This is a genomic window from Dactylosporangium roseum (assembly GCF_025264685.1).
GTDB classification, from domain to species: domain Bacteria; phylum Actinomycetota; class Actinomycetes; order Mycobacteriales; family Micromonosporaceae; genus Dactylosporangium; species Dactylosporangium roseum.
Genome location: NZ_CP073721.1, coordinates 7,202,182 through 7,221,734, shown reverse-complemented (window position 1 = coordinate 7,221,734; position 19,553 = coordinate 7,202,182). Strand labels below are relative to the sequence as shown.

The 19,553-nt window shown below is 71.6% G+C and carries 19 protein-coding genes; 14 read left to right on the top strand and 5 right to left on the bottom strand.

The genetic code is table 11. From position 1 onward, the window contains the following. Nucleotides 1-166 precede the first annotated feature (166 nt). From mfd to Drose_RS33830, 3 genes are read left to right on the top strand one after another with little or no spacing between them, the layout of a single operon-like run. A complete protein-coding gene (gene mfd / locus Drose_RS33840; protein ID WP_260725310.1) occupies nt 167-3,763 on the top strand; it encodes a transcription-repair coupling factor in 3,597 nt (1,198 codons plus the stop codon). Between the two features lie 35 nt (nt 3,764-3,798). Further along, nucleotides 3,799-4,560, top strand: coding sequence for a hypothetical protein (locus Drose_RS33835; RefSeq protein ID WP_260725309.1), 762 nt, complete (start codon nt 3,799-3,801; stop codon nt 4,558-4,560). Nucleotides 4,561-4,565: 5 nt separating this feature from the next. Next, nucleotides 4,566-5,507 (top strand): MazG family protein, encoded by a 942-nt coding sequence (locus Drose_RS33830; protein ID WP_260725308.1) that lies wholly within the window; start codon nt 4,566-4,568, stop codon nt 5,505-5,507. On the opposite strand, the gene Drose_RS33825 is transcribed toward Drose_RS33830, so the two are convergent. Further along, the gene (locus Drose_RS33825) at nt 5,502-6,425 is read right to left on the bottom strand and encodes a DMT family transporter (RefSeq protein ID WP_260725307.1); all 924 of its coding nucleotides are present in this window, start codon (nt 6,423-6,425) and stop codon (nt 5,502-5,504) included. The two genes, Drose_RS33830 and Drose_RS33825, sit on opposite strands and share 6 nt — an antisense overlap. 74 nt (nt 6,426-6,499) lie before the next feature. Here Drose_RS33825 and pdxR point away from each other — a divergent pair, with 74 nt between their 5' ends. The 5 genes from pdxR (at nt 6,500) to Drose_RS33800 (ending at nt 12,105) form a co-directional block, all read left to right on the top strand. Beyond that, complete coding sequence (pdxR, locus tag Drose_RS33820; protein ID WP_260729911.1) at nt 6,500-7,864, top strand: MocR-like pyridoxine biosynthesis transcription factor PdxR; 1,365 nt, start codon at nt 6,500-6,502, stop codon at nt 7,862-7,864. 16 nt (nt 7,865-7,880) lie between these two features. Beyond that, nucleotides 7,881-9,494 carry a DUF885 domain-containing protein gene (locus tag Drose_RS33815; protein WP_260725306.1) on the top strand — a complete coding sequence of 538 codons (1,614 nt, stop codon included), beginning with the start codon at nt 7,881-7,883 and terminating at the stop codon, nt 9,492-9,494. Nucleotides 9,495-9,697: 203 nt separating this feature from the next. Then, nucleotides 9,698-10,975, top strand: a complete 1,278-nt coding sequence (gene eno, locus Drose_RS33810) for a phosphopyruvate hydratase (RefSeq protein WP_260725305.1) — start codon at nt 9,698-9,700, stop codon at nt 10,973-10,975. A gap of 69 nt (nt 10,976-11,044) precedes the next feature. Next, complete coding sequence (locus Drose_RS33805; protein ID WP_260725304.1) at nt 11,045-11,578, top strand: FtsB family cell division protein; 534 nt, start codon at nt 11,045-11,047, stop codon at nt 11,576-11,578. After that, nucleotides 11,575-12,105, top strand: a complete 531-nt coding sequence (locus Drose_RS33800) for a DUF501 domain-containing protein (protein WP_260725303.1) — start codon at nt 11,575-11,577, stop codon at nt 12,103-12,105. Before Drose_RS33805 ends, Drose_RS33800 begins: the two co-directional genes overlap by 4 nt. Nucleotides 12,106-12,107: 2 nt before the next feature. On the opposite strand, the gene Drose_RS33795 is transcribed toward Drose_RS33800, so the two are convergent. The 3 genes from Drose_RS33795 to Drose_RS33785 are packed head-to-tail and all read right to left on the bottom strand — an operon-like array spanning nt 12,108 to nt 14,332. Beyond that, nucleotides 12,108-13,052 carry a phosphotransferase gene (locus tag Drose_RS33795; RefSeq protein WP_260725302.1) on the bottom strand — a complete coding sequence of 315 codons (945 nt, stop codon included), beginning with the start codon at nt 13,050-13,052 and terminating at the stop codon, nt 12,108-12,110. 14 nt (nt 13,053-13,066) lie between these two features. Then, the gene (locus Drose_RS33790; protein WP_260725301.1) at nt 13,067-13,801 is read right to left on the bottom strand and encodes a hypothetical protein; all 735 of its coding nucleotides are present in this window, start codon (nt 13,799-13,801) and stop codon (nt 13,067-13,069) included. Between the two features lie 42 nt (nt 13,802-13,843). After that, nucleotides 13,844-14,332, bottom strand: a complete 489-nt coding sequence (locus Drose_RS33785; RefSeq protein WP_260725300.1) for a cellulose-binding domain-containing protein — start codon at nt 14,330-14,332, stop codon at nt 13,844-13,846. Nucleotides 14,333-14,356: 24 nt separating this feature from the next. Here Drose_RS33785 and Drose_RS33780 point away from each other — a divergent pair, with 24 nt between their 5' ends. Then, entirely contained in the window at nt 14,357-14,860 is a 504-nt protein-coding gene (locus tag Drose_RS33780) for an amino-acid N-acetyltransferase (protein ID WP_260725299.1), read from the top strand. A gap of 19 nt (nt 14,861-14,879) precedes the next feature. After that, nucleotides 14,880-15,788, top strand: coding sequence for a Ppx/GppA phosphatase family protein (locus tag Drose_RS33775; RefSeq protein WP_260729910.1), 909 nt, complete (start codon nt 14,880-14,882; stop codon nt 15,786-15,788). A 260-nt stretch (nt 15,789-16,048) separates the two neighbouring features. Here Drose_RS33775 and Drose_RS33770 read toward each other — a convergent pair whose 3' ends face one another. Next, nucleotides 16,049-16,471 (bottom strand): hypothetical protein, encoded by a 423-nt coding sequence (locus Drose_RS33770; protein WP_260725298.1) that lies wholly within the window; start codon nt 16,469-16,471, stop codon nt 16,049-16,051. Between the two features lie 157 nt (nt 16,472-16,628). Between Drose_RS33770 and Drose_RS33765 the strand changes: the two genes are divergently transcribed. The 4 genes from Drose_RS33765 to Drose_RS33750 all read left to right on the top strand — a co-directional run bounded on the left by Drose_RS33765 (nt 16,629) and on the right by Drose_RS33750 (nt 19,553). Further along, nucleotides 16,629-17,195, top strand: coding sequence for an LppU/SCO3897 family protein (locus tag Drose_RS33765; RefSeq protein ID WP_260725297.1), 567 nt, complete (start codon nt 16,629-16,631; stop codon nt 17,193-17,195). A gap of 174 nt (nt 17,196-17,369) precedes the next feature. Continuing rightward, nucleotides 17,370-17,693, top strand: coding sequence for a PadR family transcriptional regulator (locus tag Drose_RS33760; protein WP_260725296.1), 324 nt, complete (start codon nt 17,370-17,372; stop codon nt 17,691-17,693). After that, nucleotides 17,690-18,613 carry an HAAS signaling domain-containing protein gene (locus tag Drose_RS33755; protein WP_260725295.1) on the top strand — a complete coding sequence of 308 codons (924 nt, stop codon included), beginning with the start codon at nt 17,690-17,692 and terminating at the stop codon, nt 18,611-18,613. Before Drose_RS33760 ends, Drose_RS33755 begins: the two co-directional genes overlap by 4 nt. Before the next feature lie 211 nt (nt 18,614-18,824). Beyond that, nucleotides 18,825-19,553, top strand: coding sequence for a uracil-DNA glycosylase (locus tag Drose_RS33750; protein ID WP_313899966.1), 729 nt, complete (start codon nt 18,825-18,827; stop codon nt 19,551-19,553).

Below are 19,553 nucleotides of genomic sequence, written 5' to 3'. Positions count from 1 at the left end.
CCCGGGCGCGCTCGGTGAGTCATCTCTCTTTACCCAGCCTCTCACGCTCGGTGACGAGCCGGGCGAGGTGTCATACCGGCCGGATACTCTGGTACCCGCATCGACCACCCCCGTCCGTTCCGGGCGCGGGGCTGTTTTGCCGTGCAGATTGGGTCTCCACACCACCATGAAGCTCGCCGGTCTCACTGCCGCCGCACTCGCCGACCCGGGCCTGGCCCGGGCCCGTGACCTCGCCCGCGCTTGGCGTTCCGGACAGCACGCCGACCAGGTCGACCTGACCGGGCCGCCGGCGCTGCGCGCGCTCGTCGCCGCCGCCGTCGCCGCCGAGCGGCCGGTCCTCGCGGTGACGGCCACCGGCCGGGAGGCCGAGGACCTGGCCGGCGCCCTCGGCTGCCTGCTGGACCCCGGCGAGGTGGCGGTCTACCCGTCCTGGGAGACCCTGCCGCACGAGCGGCTGTCACCGCGCTCCGACACGGTCGGCAAACGGCTCGCCGTGCTGCGCCGCCTCGCCCACCCGACCGCCGCCGCGCCGTGCCCGCGGGTCGTCGTGGCGCCGGTGCGCTCGGTGCTCCAACCCCAGCTCAAGGGCCTCGGTGACCTTGAGCCGATCGAGCTGCGCCCGGGCGTGTCGGCCGATCTGGAGGAGCTCGTCGTCCGGCTGGCCGAGCTGGCCTATGCGCGCGTCGACCTGGTCACCAAGCGGGGCGAGTTCGCGGTCCGCGGCGGCATCCTCGACGTCTTCCCGCCGACCGAGGAGCACCCGCTGCGCGTCGAGTTCTGGGGCGACGAGGTCGAGGAGATCCGCTCGTTCGCGGTCGCCGACCAGCGCACGATCGAGAAGGTCGAGCAGATGTGGGCGCCGCCGTGCCGTGAGCTGCTGCTGACCGACGAGGTCCGGTCCCGCGCGGCCGAGCTGTCCACCGACCACCCGCAGCTCGCCGAGATGCTCGACAAGCTCGCCGCGGGCATCCCCGTGGAGGGCATGGAGTCGCTGGCGCCCGCCCTGCTCGGCGGCACCGACTCCCTCGAGCTGGTGCTGCACACCATGCCGGAGGGCACCCACGTGCTGCTGTGCGACCCGGAGCGGATCCGCACCCGGGCGCACGACCTCGTCCGCACCAGCGACGAGTTCCTGGAGGCGAGCTGGGCGGCGGCGGCCGTGGGCGGCAAGGCGCCGATCGACCTCGGCGCGGCGGCGTTCCGCCACCTGGGCGACGTCCGCGCGGCCGCGGCCTCGCTGGGGCAGCCGTGGTGGTCGCTCAGCCCGTTCGCCGCCGCGGAGGACACCGTCCGCGAGGTCGAGCCGTGGCGGCTCGGCGAGGAGGACGAGAGCACCACCGTCACCGACGACGCCATCACCATCTCGCTGGCCGCCCAGCCGGTGCCGCTCTACCACGGCGAGACCGCGCGGGTCGTCGACGACCTCAAGCGGCTCTCCGGCGACGGCTGGCGGATCGCGCTCGTCTTCGAGGGCTCCGGTCCGGCCCAGCGCGCCGCCGAGGTCCTGCGCGCCGCCGACCTCGGCGTGACGCTGGTGGAGACCGTCGACACCCCGCCGCGCACCGGCGTCGTCACCATCACCACCGGCTCCCTCGGCAACGGCTTCCTGGACGAGGCGGCCCGCCTGGCGGTCGTCACCGGCACCGACATCTCCGGCGGCCGTGGCGCGTCCACCAAGGACATGCGCAAGATGCCGAGCCGGCGCCGCAACCAGATCGACCCGCTCGAGCTGCGCACCGGCGACTTCGTGGTGCACGAGCAGCACGGCATCGGCCGCTACGTCGAGATGGTGCAGCGCACCGTCAACGGCGCCGACCGGGAATACCTCGTGATCGAATACGCGCCGTCGAAGCGCGGCCAGCCCGGCGACCGGCTGTTCGTCCCCACCGACCAGCTCGACCAGCTCTCCCGCTACGTCGGCGGCGAGGCGCCCACCCTGCACAAGATGGGCGGATCCGACTGGCAGAAGGCCAAGTCCCGCGCCCGCAAGGCGGTCCGCGAGATCGCCGCGCAGCTCATCCAGCTCTATGCGGTGCGACAGAATTCGCAGGGCCACGCCTTCGGCCCCGACACGCCCTGGCAGCGTGAGCTGGAGGACGCGTTCCCCTACCACGAGACCCCCGACCAGCTCGCCGCCATCGAAGAGGTCAAGGGCGACATGGAGAAGCCGACCCCGATGGACCGGCTGATCTGCGGCGACGTCGGCTACGGCAAGACCGAGATCGCCGTGCGGGCCGCGTTCAAGGCCGTGCAGGACGGCAAGCAGGTCGCCGTGCTGGTGCCCACCACCCTGCTCGCCCAGCAGCACTTCAACACCTTCTCCGAGCGGGTGGCCCAGTTCCCCGTCGAGGTCCGTCAGTTGTCGCGCTTCCAGACCCCGACCGAGACGAAGCTGACCCTGGAGAAGGTGTCCGAGGGCGGCGTGGACATCGTCATCGGCACCCACCGGCTGCTGCAGACCGCGACCCGGTTCAAGCAGCTCGGCCTGGTGATCGTCGACGAGGAGCAGCGCTTCGGCGTCGAGCACAAGGAGTTCCTCAAGCAGTTGCGCGCCTCCGTCGACGTGCTGACCATGTCGGCCACGCCGATCCCGCGCACCCTGGAGATGGCGATCACCGGCATCCGCGAGATGTCGACCATCGCGACCCCGCCGGAGGAGCGCCATCCGGTGCTCACCTATGTCGGTGCGCAGGACGACAAGCAGGTGGCCGCGGCGATCCACCGCGAGCTGCTGCGCGACGGCCAGGTCTTCTACCTGCACAACCGGGTCGAGTCCATCGAGCGTGCCGCCCGCCGGCTGCGCGAGCTGGTCCCCGAGGCGCGGGTCGCGGTCGCGCACGGCCAGATGGGCGAAGAGGCGCTGGAGAAGATCATGGTCGGCTTCTGGGAGAAGGAGTACGACGTCCTCGTCTGCACCACGATCGTCGAGAGCGGCATCGACATCCCCAACGCCAACACCCTCATCGTGGAGCGCGCCGACCTGCTCGGCCTCGCCCAGTTGCACCAGATCCGCGGCCGGGTCGGCCGGGGCCGCGAGCGGGCCTACGCCTACTTCCTCTACCCGCCGGACAAGCCGCTGACCGAGCACGCGCACGAGCGGCTCGCCACGATCGCCCAGCACACCGAGCTCGGCGCGGGCATGTATGTGGCGATGAAGGACCTGGAGATCCGCGGCGCTGGCAACCTGCTCGGCGGCGAGCAGTCCGGGCACATCGAGGGCGTCGGCTTCGATCTGTACGTGCGGATGGTCGGCGAGGCGGTCCAGCAGTTCAAGGGTGAGCGGCCGGAAGAGGAGGAGGTCGACGTCAAGATCGACCTGCCGGTCGACGCGCACCTGCCGCTGGAGTACATCGCCGCGGAGCGGCTGCGCCTGGAGATCTACCGCAAGATCGCCGGGGCGAAGGACGACGCCGCGCTCGACGAGATCGTCGCCGAGATGAAGGACCGCTACGGCGAGCCCCCGCTCCCGGTGGCCAACCTGCTGGCGGTCGCGCGGTTCCGGTTCCTCGCACGGGCACACGGGCTGACCGACGTCTCGTTGCAGGGCAAGCACATCCGGTTCGCCCAGGTGCGGCTACCCGACTCCAAGCAGATGCGCCTCAAGCGGCTCTACCCGGAGGCGGTCTACAAGGCGGCTGCCGAGACGGTCTCGCTGCCCCGCCCGTCGACCCGCCGGGTCGGCGGTGAACCGATGCGCGACACCCAACTGCTCGACTGGGCCGCCGAGCTGCTGACGACCGTTCTCGGACCGCGAGCCGCATGAGATCGACGTAACAGTACGTGAGAGAGTTGTCCGCTATGCGTGTCCGTCGTCTGGTGTTCGCCGTCGTGTCCACCGTCCTCACCGGCGTCTCACTGGCCGGTTGCCGTTCGGCGCCCACCGTGGCCGCCTACGTGGGCGACCGGAAGATCACCGTCGCCGAGGTCGACGCGATCGTCCGGTCCGTCAACGACGTCGCCGAGCGGCGCCTGACGGCCCGCAAGCGGGCGTATGACGCCCGGATGGACGCGATCGAGGCGGGCAGGGGGCCCGGCGAATACCCCGAGGTGCCGGCCGAGGCCATGCTGCCGATCGTGCACACCAGCGCCGGTCAGGTGCTGTCGTTGATGGTCTGGGGAGACGTGACCGACCGGATCCTGGCCGAGCGTCACCTCACCGCCTCGGGTGCGCCGCCGTTCGCCGACGTCTTCGGCCTGCCCGCCTCCGACGAATACGTGCGGCTGTGGCTCAACTACTGGCCGGCCTTCGAGGCGATCCTCAGGGGCAGCGCGCCCCGGGTGCCGAGCGACGACGAGGCCGGCCGCTTCTGCGCCGCGCTCGACGAGATCGGTCAGGTGTCCGGCGTCGTGTCGTATGAGCAGGTCAAGCAGAATGCCCAGATCGGTGCGGCGTTCCAGGCGCAGCAGACCCTGGCCGAGGCGGTCCGCACGGCCCGCATGACGGTCAACCCGCGCTACGGCGGGCTGGTGATGCCGGTGATGCTGGCCCTTCCGAGCGGCGAAACGCCGATTGACGTAGCCTTCCCGGGCGACAGCGAAGTACCGGTGAAGGAGGCCTGACGGCCGTGTCGCCAAGGGTGGTCCTGCTGGTGACGTCGCCCCGGCTGCCCGCCGGGGTGCTGACCGCACAGGCTTGGGACCTGGTCCGTGCGCATCCGGTCCTCGCCGCCGCCGAGTCCGAGCAGGCACAGGGCCTGCGGGCCGCCGGCGCCGCGGTCACGGTCGTGCCCGCCACGGTCGACTCGCTGCTGGCAGCCATCGCCGAGCACGGCACCGTGGTCTGGCTGGCCGCGCCCGACGGCGACGAGCAACTGGCCCGGGAGCTGGGCCTGCGGCTCGCCCGGGAGCCCGGCCTGGCCGAGCTCGAGCTGCTCTACGGCTCGTGGGATCCGCCCGGCGCGCGGCTGCTCGACGCGGTCACGGTGATGGACCGGCTGATGCACCCAGAGGCCGGCGACCCGTGGAAGCGGGCCCAGACCCACCACAGCCTGGCGCCGTTCCTCCTGGAGGAGGCCTACGAGCTGTACGACGCGATCCGCGACGACGACACCGAGGCGGTTCGCGAGGAGCTCGGCGACGTCCTGCTCCAGGTCGTCCTCCACGCGCGGCTCGGCGAGGAGACCGCCGGCTTCACCATCGACGACGTGGCCGGCGACCTGGTCGACAAGCTCATCCGGCGCAACCCGCACGTCTTCGCCGACACCGAGGTCGGCGGCATCGACGAGATCATCGCCAACTGGGATCAGATCAAGAAGGCCGAGAAGGCCCGCGACTCGGCCGTCGACGGCGTCGCGCTCTCCCAGCCGGCGCTGGCCCTCGCCGCGAAGCTCCTCCAGCGGGTCGCCCGCGCCGGCCTCGACGTCCCGCCGCCGTCCGGCGACGATCTGGGCGCGAAGCTGTTCGCGCTGGTCGCGAAGGCCCAGGCGGAGGGCGCCGACGCCGAGGCGGCCCTGCGCGAGACGGCGCTGTCCTACCGGGAGGCCGTCCGCCGCGCCGAGCGCTCATGACGCGGAGGGATCACGCAGCGCCGCCGCCTTCCGAGGCTCTCGCGCTGGAGCATCCCATGCATCCTCCGCAACGTGCTTGCCGCGGCGCGCGCCGAGCACCAGGCCGGAGGACACCAGCAGGACGCCGCCCACCCGGACGCCGGCCGGCAGCACACCGTCGACGATGGACATCGTTGCCAGCGCGAAGACCGGGACCAGGCCGACGTACACGCCGGCGCGCTCGACGCCGAGGCCGGCCACCCCGGAGTACCAGCAGACGAACGCGACCACCGTCAGCACCAGGCCCAGGAAGACCAGCGCGGCCGACTCCCCGCCGGTGGGGAGCCGGGGCCGCTCGCCGGAGAAGGGCAGCGCGAGCAGCAGCAGCGGGACGGCGAGCAGCGTGCTCCACGCGGACACCCGCAGCGGGCCGAGCCGGGGCAGCAGCGGCGCGGCGAGCAGCGAGAACGCCGCCTCGCACAGCAGCACGCCGACCGCCGCGACCAGACCGCGCCCGTCGAAGTCGCCGAAGCCCTGCACGATCCCGGCGCCGGCCACGACCACGGCCGCCGCGGCCACGAGCTGCGGCGTCGGGCGGCGGCGCTCCTGCATCGGGCCCAGCAGCGCGAGCAACAGGGGACTGGCCCCGACGATCGTGGCGATCACCGCGGGGTCGGCGTGGCGTAGCCCGAAGAGCAGCAACACGTTGAACAGCACGAGGCCGGTCGCCGCGACCGCCGCCAGCCGCACCAACTCCCGCGCCGTTGGCCACAACCGGTCCCGGAACAGCAGCAGCCCGAAGAGGGCGAGGGCGGCCAGCGCGTACCGCACCGCCTGCCCGGTGAGGATCGGATAGTCGACGATCGAGCGGCTCACGGTGAACGAGCCGCCGAGAATCGCGCAGGTCAACACGCAGTAGATGGAGTAGCGGCGGGTCATGGCGTCGAACGTACGGCGGCCAGTGGTCCACGCTACAGTGCCACCGAAACCGGGATTTGGAGGACCACTTGTCGGTGTGGGAGGCACTGGTCGAGCTGGACCGCGGCCGGCCGCGGGTCGGCGACCAGCTCGTCGGCGCGCTGCGGGACGCCATCACGCGGGGACGCCTCGCGCCCGGCACCCGGCTGCCTTCCACGCGTGACCTCGCCGCCGACCTGGGCGTGTCCCGGGGACTCGTCGTCGGGGCGTATGAGCAGTTGGTCGCCGAGGGGCGCCTGCTGACCCGCCGTGGCTCCGGCACCGTGGTCGCCGCCGTCGTCACCACCGTGCCCAAGCAGCGCGGCGAGGCACCCGACCGCCCGGTCGCCGTGGCCCCGCTGCGCCCGGGCGTGCCGGACCTGGGCATGTTCCCGCGGACCGGGTGGCGGCGCGCCTACGAGACGGCACTGGCCGGCGCGCTCGACGCCGACTTCGACTACACCGACGCGGTCGGCGTGCCCCGCCTGCGCCGTGAACTGGCCGGCTACCTCGGCCGGGTCCGCGCCGCGCTGGTGCCTCCGGAGGGCCTGATCGTCACCGCCGGCGTCACCCAGGGGCTCGCGCTGCTCGCCAAGGCGCTGCTGGACGCCGGTGTCAAGCGTGTGGGGCTGGAGGACCCCGGCCCGGCGGCGCTGCGTGACCACCTGATCCGGCTCGGGCTCGACGTCGTGCCGGTCCCCGTCGACGACAACGGGCTGGACGTGCGGGCGCTGGGTCGAACGAGGGCCAAAGCGGTCGTCGTCACCCCGGCGCACCAGTTCCCGACCGGCGTCGTCCTGGCACCGGGCCGGCGGGCCGAGCTCGTCGCATGGGCGCGCCGGGTCGACGGACTCGTGATCGAGGACGACTACGACGCCGAGTACCGCTACGACCGTGAGCCGGTGGCATGCCTACAGGGGCTCGCGCCGGACCGCGTCGCCCTCGTGGGGTCGGTGAGCAAGGTCCTCGCCCCCGGCCTGCGGCTCGGCTGGCTCGTCGCGCCGCAGGCCTGGCTGCCCGACCTGCGCGCGGCCAAGGCCGACGCCGACAACGGCGGGCCGTCGCTGCAACAGTTGGCGTTCGCCGAGTTCCTGGTCGGCGGCGGGTACGACCGCCACCTGCGCCGCGCACGCCGCCTGCACCGCGAGCGCCGCGACGCGACCGTCGCCGCGTTGCGCCAGCACCTGCCGAAGGCCCGCATCGGCGGCATCGCGGCCGGCCTGCACCTGGTGGTCGAGCTGCCGCCGGGCGTCGACGATCGGGCCGTGGCCGAGCGCGCGGCGGCGGCCGGCCTCGGGCCGCTCGCGCTGTCGTCGCTGCGCCAGCGCGGCCGCGGCCCGGCCGGCCTGGTGCTCGGCTACGCCGCGCACACCCCGCACGAGCTGGCGAGGGCGGTTCGCATCCTCGCCGATCTCGTGTAAGGGATACGGTTCTGGGATGCCGCATGACTTCGTGCCACTGGCCGAGCACATCGCCGACGCATTGCTGGAGGTAGATCCGCGGCTCGCCGCGTCGGCCGGTGACCACCGGTTCGACGACCGGCTGCCGGACTACTCGTCCGACGGCGTCGCCGGCGACGTCGACATGCTGCGCGACGCCTCCGCCGCGCTCAGCCAGGTCGATCTCGACACCCTTGACGTGCAGGAGCAGGTCGACCACGCGGTGCTGCTGGCCCGCGTCGAGCGGATGCTGTTCGAGCGGACCGAGGTTCGCGAGCACGAGTGGAACCCGCTCGCGCACAATCCGGGCACCCTGCTGCACGGGCTCATCTCCCGGCCGTTCGCGCCGGCCGAGGAGCGTCTGGTCGCCGTCGCGTCGCGGCTTTCGGCAGTACCGGATGTGCTGTCCACCGCCCGCGAGGTCCTCCAGGAGTCGCCGCGCGTCCACGTGGAGACGGCCGTCGTGCAGTTCTCGGGCACGGCCCGCCTGGTCCGAGAGGAGCTGGGTGAGCTGCTGAAGGAGGCGCCCGGCCTGACCGAGGTGATCCGGCCGCTCCAGGAGCGGGCCGCCGCCGAGCTCGACGCCTTCGCCGGCTGGCTGCGCGGCCGGCTCGACGCGTCCGACCGCGATCCCCGGCTGGGCCGCCGGCTGTGGGAGGCCCGGCTCTGGCACACGCTCGACACCGAGCTGGGCGCGGCGACCGTGCTGGAGCGCGCGGAGGCCAACCTCGACCAGGTGAGTGCCGAGCTGCGCGCCGCCGCCGCCGAGCTGACCGGAGGGCCGGAGACCGACGACACCGTGCGCGAGGCGTTCGCGCGGCTCGCCGCCGACGTGCCGGACAACGACACGATCGTCGACCTGGCCAAGGTGTCACTCGACGAGGCCACCGAGTTCGTCCGGGCGCACGATCTCGTCACGCTGGTCGACGACCCGCTGGTCATCATGGAGATGCCGGAGTTCTCGCGGGGCGTCGCGGTGGCGTACTGCGACCCGCCCGGCCTGCTCGAGTCCGCCGAGCTGCCGACGTTCTTCTGCATCTCGCCGACCCCGGCGGACTGGTCCGCCGACCGCGTGGCGTCGTTCTATCGCGAGTACAACCACCACATGCTGCGCGACCTCACCGTCCACGAGGCGACGCCGGGCCACTTCCTCCAGCTCGCCCATGCCCGCCGGTTCCGCGGCCGCACCCGGGCCCGCGCGATCGGCTGGTCGGGCCCGTTCGTCGAGGGCTGGGCCGTCTACGCCGAGGAGCTCATGGCCACGCTGGGCTTCGGTGGCCTCCCGGTGCGGTTGCAGCAGCTCAAGATGCAGCTCAGGATGAGCATCAACGCGATCATCGACCAGCGCATCCACTGCGACGGCATGACCGAGGACGAGGCGATGGCCCTGATGATGGGCCGGGGCTTCCAGGAGGACGGCGAGGCGGCCGGCAAGTGGCGCCGGGCACAGTTGAGCTCGACGCAGTTGTCGACGTACTTCGTCGGCTACACCGAGGTGAGCGAGATAGCCCGCGAGCGCCCGTCAGGCGTGTCCCCGCGCGAGTGGCACGACCGCATGCTGGCACACGGCTCCCCGCCTCCGCGCCACCTCCGCACGCTGCTGTCCCTCTGACCGCCCGCCCCAACCGCGTTGATCTTGCAGTTGTGGTGTCTCGACACTCCCACGATGTCCGGGTTTGTCAGGCACCACAACTGCAAGATCAACGCGCTGGGGTGACAGACCGCGAACAGGCAAGATCAGGGCGAGGGATAGGCTCGAACCTGCCGCACCGTGGCGGCCGGACACACCGTTCCAACGTAGGGGGTTCCACGACAGTGGCCACTATCGAAGCAATCGGCGCGCGGGAGATCCTCGACTCGCGGGGCAACCCGACCGTCGAGGTCGAGGTCGTGCTCGACGACGGCACCCTCGCCCGTGCGGCTGTTCCCTCCGGCGCCTCCACCGGTGCCTTCGAGGCCAACGAGCTGCGCGACGGCGACAGCAAGCGCTACCTCGGCAAGGGTGTCGAGAGGGCCGTCGAGAACGTCAACGAGCGCATCGCCGAGGCCGTCCGCGGCTTCGACGCCACCGAGCAGCGCCTCATCGACCAGGCCATGCTCGACCTCGACGGCACCCCGGAGAAGTCGGAGCTGGGCGCCAACGCCATCCTCGGCGTCTCCCTCGCCGTCGCGAAGGCCGCCGCCGACTCGGCCGGCCTGAGCCTGTTCCGCTACCTGGGCGGCCCCAACGCGCACCTGCTGCCCGTGCCGATGATGAACATCCTCAACGGTGGCGCCCACGCGGACTCCAACGTCGACGTCCAGGAGTTCATGGTCGCGCCCGTGGGCGCGCCGACGTTCCGCGAGGCGCTGCGCACCGGCGCTGAGGTGTACCACTCGCTCAAGTCGGTGCTGAAGAAGAAGGGCCTCGCCACCGGCCTCGGCGACGAGGGCGGCTTCGCGCCCAGCCTCGACAGCAACCGCGCCGCGCTCGACCTGATCGCCGAGGCCGTCGAGAAGGCCGGCTATTCGCTCGGCACCGACGTGGTGCTCGCACTCGACGTGGCGGCCACCGAGTTCTACAAGGACGGCGGCTACACGTTCGAGGGTGCCGCCAAGTCGGCGGAGGAGATGATCGCGTACTACACGCAGCTCGTCGACTCGTATCCGATCGTGTCCATCGAGGACCCGCTGTCGGAGGAGGACTGGGACGGCTGGAAGGCGATGACCGGCGCGCTCGGCGACCGCATCCAGATCGTCGGCGACGACCTGTTCGTCACCAACCCGCAGCGCATCGCCCGCGGCATCGCGACCGGCACCGCCAACGCCGTGCTGGTCAAGGTGAACCAGATCGGTTCGCTCACCGAGACGCTCGACGCCGTCGACCTGGCGCACCGCGCCGGCTTCCGCACGATGATGAGCCACCGCTCGGGTGAGACCGAGGACACCACGATCGCCGACCTCGCCGTCGCCGTCGGCAGCGGCCAGATCAAGACCGGTGCGCCGGCGCGTTCCGAGCGCGTGGCGAAGTACAACCAGCTCCTGCGCATCGAGGACGAGCTCGACGACGCGGCGCGCTACGCCGGTCGTGGGGCCTTCCCGCGGTACCGTTAGTGCGATTTTTCGGGTCTGCGGCCTCCTGATCACGGGGGCCGCAGACGCGGTGAACCACCTGGGGGAGGAATGCAGCAGCGCACCAGGCCGGGTGGGCGCAGCGCGCCCTCCCGCGGCTCGGCGCCCCGCGGTCAACGGTCGGGCGGGGGACGTGCCCCGGCCCGGCCGACCGTGGCGCGGCGGGCGGTGTCGGCCGGCGGCACGGCCCTGCGCACCCGGGCACCACAGCCGCGGCGGTTCACGAGCCGGGCGATCGTGCTGAGCCTCGTGCTGCTGGTCCTGCTGCTCGCCTATGCCTACCCGGTGCGGGTCTACCTCGCCCAGCAGGCGGAGATCGCCGCCCTGGAGCAGAGCCAGGAGCGGCAGGCCGTGAAGATCGCCGAGATGGCGACCCGCGCGGCGAAGTGGGACGACGACGAATACGTGATCAGTCAGGCCCGGCAGCGGCTGCACATGGTGTTGCCGGGGGAGAAGTCGTACGTTGTCGTCGATCCGGGCCGGGCCACGAAGACCGACCCGGCCGACCTGCCGGGCGCCGAGAAGGCCCCCCGGCCGTGGTATGGCAAGTTGTGGTCGAGCGTCGAGGCGGCGGACAAGCAGTGAGCGAACCCGAGAAGGCCACCGAGCAGGACCTGGCGGTGGTCGAGGCGCAGCTCGGCCGCAGGCCGCGGGGCACCCGGGCCGTCGCCCACCGGTGCCCGTGCGGGCTGCCCGACGTCGTGGAGACCACGCCGCGCCTGCCCGACGGCACGCCCTTTCCGACGTTGTACTACCTGACCTGCCCGAGGGCGGTCCAGGAGTGCAGCCGGCTGGAGTCGGCCGGGCTGATGAAGACGATGAACGCCCGGCTCGCGGAGGATCCGGAGCTGGCGGCGGCCTACACGCGGGCGCACGAGGACTACCTGCGCCGGCGCGAGGAGATCGGACACGTCGAGGAGATCGCCGGCGTGTCGGCCGGGGGCATGCCGACGCGGGTGAAGTGCCTGCACGTACACCTCGGGCATGCACTTGCCGTCGGGCCCGGGGTGAACCCGTTCGGTGACGAGACCCGGGAGCAGGCGGGCGCGTGGTGGGCCGCCGGCCCGTGTGTGTCGGTCCACCCCGATTCGGCCGGCGCCTCCGGCGCTTGATCTCAATCGATCCGGGTGACGACTGACCGCAGGATCTCCCAGCCCTCGGCGTCGTCCGGGGTGCCGGTGTGGGGGCGGCGGAACCGGCGGACCTCGACGGCGATGTCGGTCAGCGCCCACCGAAGCTGGAAGAGCATGATCGTCGACGGGCGGACCAGCACCCCGGTCGCGTCGGCGTAGGCGGCGAAGATCGACCCGTCGCCCGGCTCGATCAGCCAGAGGTCCCGCTCCGGGGGCGAGACGAGCACGGTGTCCCAGTCGATCAGCCGCCACCCGGTCGGGGTGCGCATCGTGTTGCCCGAGTGCGGCTCGCCGTGTGTGAGGACGGCGCGCACGGGCTCCGCCCGGCTCCCGAGGACCAGCTCGTCATACCGCGCGAGGACCCTCCGCAAGGGTTCTGCGTGCTCCACGAGAAGGTCGGCGACGGCCGTGGAGTAGGGGCCGCAGTCCGGCCCCGGCTGCTTCAGCGCCCGCTCGACCTCGTCCCGATGCGGCACGGCGAAGTCGTCGACGCGAGCGTGCCGCCGGACGATCGGCGGCGCGGTGTGGAGCTGGATGATCATGTCGAGGGTGGCCTGGCGATGCTCCGGCCCGGCGAAGGCGTTCCACTCGAAGCTGGTGCCGTCGACGAACGGGTAGACCGCGACGGTGAACGGCCCGTGCCGGAGCATCGGCTGGTTGCCGGCCGTCGGGATGGGCGCCACGCAGAACGTGTGTCCGGTCGCCCGCAGGTCCATCGCGACGGACAGGGAGGCGTGCAGCTTGTTCGCGTCGGCCGGCTCGTCGACGGTGACGAACCACCGGGAGCCCGAGGTGTCGACGAGTTCCCAGTGGTGGCTGCCGAAGCCGACCGCCCGATACGTCAGCGACTTGACGGTGAGTCCCCACTCGCGGACGAGCAGCGACGAGAGCGCGTCGTCGGGAAGTCCTCGGGGTGGCGTGAGCACCCCGTCAAGGTACGTCAGTTGCCCGGCGCGGGCGGGGTCGTGCCTTCGATGATCTTCGCGCCCCTGGGCACCACGAACGCCTGCGGGTCGACCTGCTCGCTGTATTTCGTCAGTTCCACACCGAGCTGCTTGTCGTCCGTGCCGACCCCCTTGAACCGGGTGAGCAGGCCGTTCTCGGCGACGCAGACATGGAACTCCTGCGCGGTGACCGCGTTGGGATCGCTGTCCCGCGGGATCCCCGTCACATCGAGACAGTCGCTTTTCTGACCGGCGATCGTGGCGGTGTTCTGTGCGATCTTCACGCCGGGGACCACCGCGGCGGCGGTCATCAGGGCCAGCGCCATCTCGGTGCTGATGAAGCCGCCGCCGGCGACCGCCGACAGGTGGGCGGCCCGGTCGGCGGAGGAGAGCTGACCGGGCTGGACCGGGCTCTTGTGGCACACCGTCTTGTTCGCGGGGCCGGAGCAGGACAGCAGCGTGTTCTCGGTGAGGATGAAGCGGCCCTCCTTGCCCAGGTAGGCGGCCTTCGGCGGCTGCTGCACCACGGTTGTGGCCGAGCCGTCGTCGGTCTTGTACTCGGCGGTGAACGTGAGCTGGCCCGACTTGCCCAGGCGATCGGCGAGGTCGCTGATCGCGGAGACGTTGTCGACGGTCTGCTTGACCTGGTTGATCAGGCCGCAGCCCAGCATGCCGGCGCCGAGCACGGAGGCGGTGGCCACGGACAGGATCCGGGAGCTGACTCGATGCATGCGCACAATGTGGGCCCCGGTGGCCGGGCGGGCAACGAACTGTCAGCAGGGTGACCCGTTGATGGTGCACTTGGTCGGCTGGGCCGCCTCGCCCTTGGCCTCGAAACCCATCCGGATCGTGCCACCCGCTTCCAGGTACGTGTTCCAGGACTGCGAGCGCAGCGTCAGCGTCCGGGCCTTCTGCTCGATCTTGGCACCCCACGTCGACGTGAGGTCCACGGCCTCGGGGAGTTCGAGCTGTACGGTCCAGCCCTCGACCGGCTGGGCGCTGAGGTTCGTCACGGTCACCTCGGCGTTGAAGCCGTCCTTCCACTTGTTGCGTACGGCGTATCCGGCCTTCATGGGATGCGTGCCGGCGGCGGCTGCGGACGGCGGTCCGCTCGCAGTCGGAGTGGGCCCGGCGGTGCGGGCGGATGCCGGCGGCGGCGGTGTGCCGTCCTTGGTCAGATACAAGACCGTCATGGTGCCCGCCACGAGGACCATCACCGCCGTGGAGACCATGAGCACCCGGTCACGTGTCAGATGCCACACCCGCGCGCAACTACCCTTACCGCCATGGAGGTAACCGTTCGGCGGGCACGGACCGCCGACGTTCGGGGGATCCGGCGGCTGGTGGCGATGTACGTCGCGGACCGGCGGCTGCTGTCGAAGCCCATGGTGACGCTGTACGAGGCCGTGCAGGAGTTCTGGGTGGCCGAGCGCGACACCGACGGCATGATCGTCGGCTGCGGCGCCCTGCACGTCATGTGGGAGGACCTGGCCGAGGTCCGGACCGTGGCGGTCGATCCGCTGATCCGCGGGCACAAGATCGGCCACCGCATCGTGACCGAGCTGCTCAGCTCGGCACGTGACATCGGAGTGCGGCGCGTGTTCGTGCTGACCTTCGAGACCCGCTTCTTCGGCTCGTTCGGCTTCGTGCCGATCGACGGAACGCCGGTCACCCACTCGGTCTACGAGGAGCTGCTGCGCTCGTACGACGAGGGTGTCGCGGAGTTCCTCGACCTCGAACGGGTCAAGCCCAACACCCTCGGCAACACGCGGATGCTGCTGCATTTGTAGGCTTCGCGGTGTGAGCGGTGTGAAGCGGGTAGCTGCGATCGACTGCGGGACCAACTCGGTGCGTCTGCTCATCGCCGACGTCGACGGCGGGCAACTCTCGGACGTCACCCGGCAGATGCGGATCGTGCGGCTGGGTGAGGGTGTGGACCGGACCGGGCGGCTGTCGCCGGCGGCCGTCGAGCGGACCCGGATCGCCCTCGTCGACTACGCGGCGGAGATCGCCGCCGCGGACGTGGCGGCGGCCCGGATGGTGGCCACCAGCGCGTCGCGGGACGCCGCGAACGCGGCAGACTTCGAGCAGATGGTCACGAGCGTGCTGGGCTTCGCGCCCGAGGTGATCACCGGCGACGAGGAGGCGCGCCTGTCGTTCACCGGCGCGGTGCGGGGACTGGACGCCGAGCCGCCGTTCCTGGTCTTCGACATCGGTGGCGGCTCGACCGAGTTCGTCGTGGGCTCGACCGGCGTCGACGCGGCGATCAGCGTCGACATCGGCTGCGTCCGGATGACCGAGCGGCACCTGCACGGCGACCCGCCGACCGCGGCGCAGATCGCGGCCGCCGAGGCGGACATCACGGCGGTGGTCGACCGGGCGCTGGCGGCCGTCGACGGCACGCGGGCCCGCACGCTGGTCGGCCTCGCCGGCTCGGTGACCACGGTGACCGGCCTGGCGCTGCACCTGCCGACGTACGATCCCGAGCGCATCCACCGCGCCCGGATCGCCGCCGCCGACGTGGCGAAGGTGACCGCGGACCTGCTGGCGGCGACCGCCGAGCAGCGGCTCGCCAGCCCGGTCATGCACCCGGGCCGCGCCGACGTGATCGGCGCCGGCGCCCTCATCCTGCGCATCATCCTGGAACGGTCCGCCGCCGACTCGGTCATAGCCTCGGAATCGGACATCCTGGACGGCATTGCGTTCTCCCTGGCCTGACCCTCCCCGAGGGCGCGCAGACGAGGCGTGCGGTCGGCTGCCCACCCCGTTGTCGCGCTATGAGACGGTGACGCACAGTCGTGCGGGCGGGCGTCTGTCGCTCGCGGTCGCCGCCGGCCCCGGGCGGCCGCGTTCCGGGCAACTCCATGATCATGGGAAAGATCTGGCTATCGGGGCAGCCACATCTTTCCATGATCATGGAGTCGGGCGGCGTGATCTTGGAGGGGGTCCCTCGCCTGTCGGATTTGTGTCAGCGCAGGTCAGCCGGTGCGGCGGACCTCGGCCCGGGACTGCTCCCGCGGCTCGGCCTCGTCGCGGGACCACCACCACCCGTACGTGAGCACGCCGTCACTCGGCATCGTCATGATGATCCTGGCCGGCATGGGGCCCTCGTAGGCGTTGAAGACGCCGGGCCGGCTTTCCGCGAATCGGGTCACGCCGGGCAGCTCAAGGCAGGTGACGTGCAGTTCCAGGCGCCCGGCCTCGCTCGTGGTGAGGATCGTGTGCTCGACGTGCTGCAGTCCCTTGCTGTCGCTGACCGCCTCGTAGTCCAGTGTCACGGCGTTGCCGCGCACCACCGAGGTCACCTTGATGCGGGCGACGAACGGCCCGGACTCCAATCCGTCGCCGCGTCCGCGGTAGACGCCAGGGGCTGCGGCGAGTCGTTTCAGGAGATCGGTCACGGCGCACACCGTAATACGACAGTGCACGAGGCTGCGCGCATTGGCCCTCTCCCGCTATCGTGAGCCGTCCCCAGCGGGCAAGAGGGTGGATTTTCCAAGCTCACACCCCTTTTGATCCGTTAGGGTGATCTTTGCGGCATACCCCGGAAGGAAGCACATGTCTGATCAGTACCCGCCGCCCGGCAGTTACCCGCCCCCCGGCGGGGGTGGCGGTTACCCGCCGCCCGGCGGTAACGACCCGTATGGGCAGCAGCAGCCCTCCTCCGGCGCCCCGTACGGGCCGCCGGCGAGTGGCGCGCCGTTCGGCGCCCCGCCGCCGCCTCCGAAGAAGAGCAACGCCGGCAAGATCATTCTGATCGTCGTCGGCATCATCCTGGTGCTCGCGCTCGTCTGCTGCGGTGGCATTTTCCTCTTCGCCAAGGACACCTGGAACGACATCGTCGACAGTGTCGAGAGCAACTCGGCGAACGCGAAGGTCGGCGACTGCCTGGCCGGCGACACCATCACCGAGGCCGGCAGCAAGAGCGTCAGCGTCAAGATCGTGGCGTGCGACGCAGCCGACGCGAAGTACAAGGTCATCGGCATCAAGAGCGGCGTGCCGCAGTCCGAGGCGCTCAAGAGCGAGCCCACCGTCTGCGACGCCTACGCGGAGGCGAACTACGTGCTCTGGCAGGGCCCCAACCCCAGCAGCGGCGACGCCCTCTGCCTCGCCGACGCGAAGTAAGGCGTGAAGTAGGGCGCGAACTAAAGCGCGAAGCAAGACGCGAAGTGCGAGTCGGCGACGCCGAGGAGGCGCCGTCGTTTCTCGCGGGGCGGTCCGCAGTGAGCGGGCCGCCTTTTGCGTCGACACGACTTCTGTACTTGATACTACTGTGCAATGCGCACTACTGTGCATGGCGTGGACACCACCCAGTTGCTCAAGGGGGTGCTCGACCTGGCCGTCCTCGCGGTCCTGCGGGAGGAGGACGGCTATGGCTACGACATCCTGCGCCGGTTGCGCTCGGCCGGCCTGGAGGAGGTCGGCGACGCTTCGGTCTACGGCACCCTTCGCCGGCTGTTCCAGGCCGGAATGCTGACCACCTACGTGGTCCCGAGTGAAGCGGGACCGCACCGCAAGTACTACGCGCTCAACGCCGCCGGCCGCACCCAGCTCAGCGCCTCCAGCAAGGTCTGGCGGGGCTTCGCGCAGACCATGGACCAGTTGATCGGGGAGACGGCATGACGGAGTCGGCGGCGTCCAGCAGCCTCGAGATCGACTACTACCTGGAGCGGGTCGCCGCCGCCCTGGCGGACCTGCCGCCCGAGGTGCGCGACGATCTGCTCGAAGACCTCCCGGCACACTTCGCCGAGGTGCTGGAGGAGCAGGGCGGCACCCTCGTCGACCGGCTCGGCCCGCCCGTGGCCTACGCGGCGGAGCTGCGCGCCGCGGCCGGCCTCGAAACCCCCGCCACCACCCGCCCCTCGCTGCCCGGCCGTCTCGACGGCATCGTCCGGCGGGTCCGCAAGGGCGCCGGCGTCGCCGACCGGAAGGTCGGCCGGCTCATCGGCTACCCGCGCGCGGCCGACTTCCTGCGCCTGCTGCGCCCGGCCTGGTGGGTCGCCCGGGCGGTCTTCATCGTGGTCCTGATCTTCGCGGCCGACATCATCCCGGCCGACCGCTTCGACGACCCGCTGGGCTGGTTGGTGCTGGCGGTGGCGGTCGTCGTGTCGGTGCGGATCGGCGCGACGGGCCGTCCCCGTGCCCCGAAGTGGCCGGGCTACGCGGTCACCGCGGTCGCCGTGGTGGGCGCGCTGTTCGTGGTGGCGAACTCGGACGGCATCCTGTACCGGTTCACGAACACGTTCCGCTACCAGTCGAACGAGCCCTACGATCGCTGGTCGCACGTGACGGACGTGTTCCCGGTGGACGAAAACGGCCGCCCGTTGCAAAATGTGACGCTCTACGACCAGGACGGTAACCCCATCACCCTGGGTGACTACTGGCGCTGCCAGAACAACGACCCGCACGACGGCACCGACCCCCGTCCGGCCCCGAGCTACCCGTTGTGCAAGGGCCCCCGCCTCGCCACCCCACCGCCCACGGCGACCACCGCCCCCTCCGCGACCCCGTCACTGTCCCCGCCGCTGTCCCCGACCCCGTGACGAGGCGACGGCCGAGTTGATCGTGGAGCGTTGTGGTGGCCGGGGCGACCACAACGCTCCACACACGCGAGTCGAGGCGGCCGCCACGGCCGGCTCCACCAGTGCTCCACGCGCGAGTCGAGGCGGCCGCCGCGGTCGGCTCCACCAGCGCTCCACGCGCGAGTCGAGGCAGCCACCTGGCGGCTGCGGCGGGCTCGGCTAGCGTTACGGGGTGACCCCCGCTCCAGCCGCCCGCCGATCCGACGCGCTCGACCTCCTCGACGCCGAGATCGCCGACTGCCGGCGCTGCCCGCGGCTGGTGGCCTGGCGCGAGGAGGTGGCGCGGACCAAGCGGGCCGCCTTCCGCGACGAGACCTACTGGGGCCGCCCGGTTCCCGGCTACGGCCCGCACCACCCGCGGCTGGCGATCCTCGGCCTCGCGCCCGCCGCGCACGGCGGCAACCGCACCGGTCGCATCTTCACCGGCGACCGCTCCGGTGACGTCCTCTTCGCCGCGTTGCACCGCGCCGGTCTCGCCAACCAGCCCACCAGCACCGGGCGTGACGACGGCCTCACGCTCTCCGCGACCCGGATCTTCTCGGCGGTACGGTGCGCGCCGCCCGACAACAAGCCCACGCCGGCCGAGCGGGACACCTGCGCGCCCTTCCTGCATCGGGAGCTCACCGAGATCCGCGACGACCTGCGGGTCGTCATCGCGCTCGGCGGGTTCGCCTGGGCCGCCTTCTGGCCCGCCGCGAAGGCCGTCTACGGTGTAGCACCGGCACGTAAGGTGCCGTTCGGTCACGGCGTGCTGTGGCAGGCCGAGGGTGCCCCCGCGTTGCTCGGTTGTTACCACGTGAGCCAGCAGAACACCTTTACCGGTCGGCTCACGCCAGGAATGCTGGACGAGATTCTCGCCCGCGCCAAAGGACTGGCCGGGTTGGACCGAAGAACCGACTGA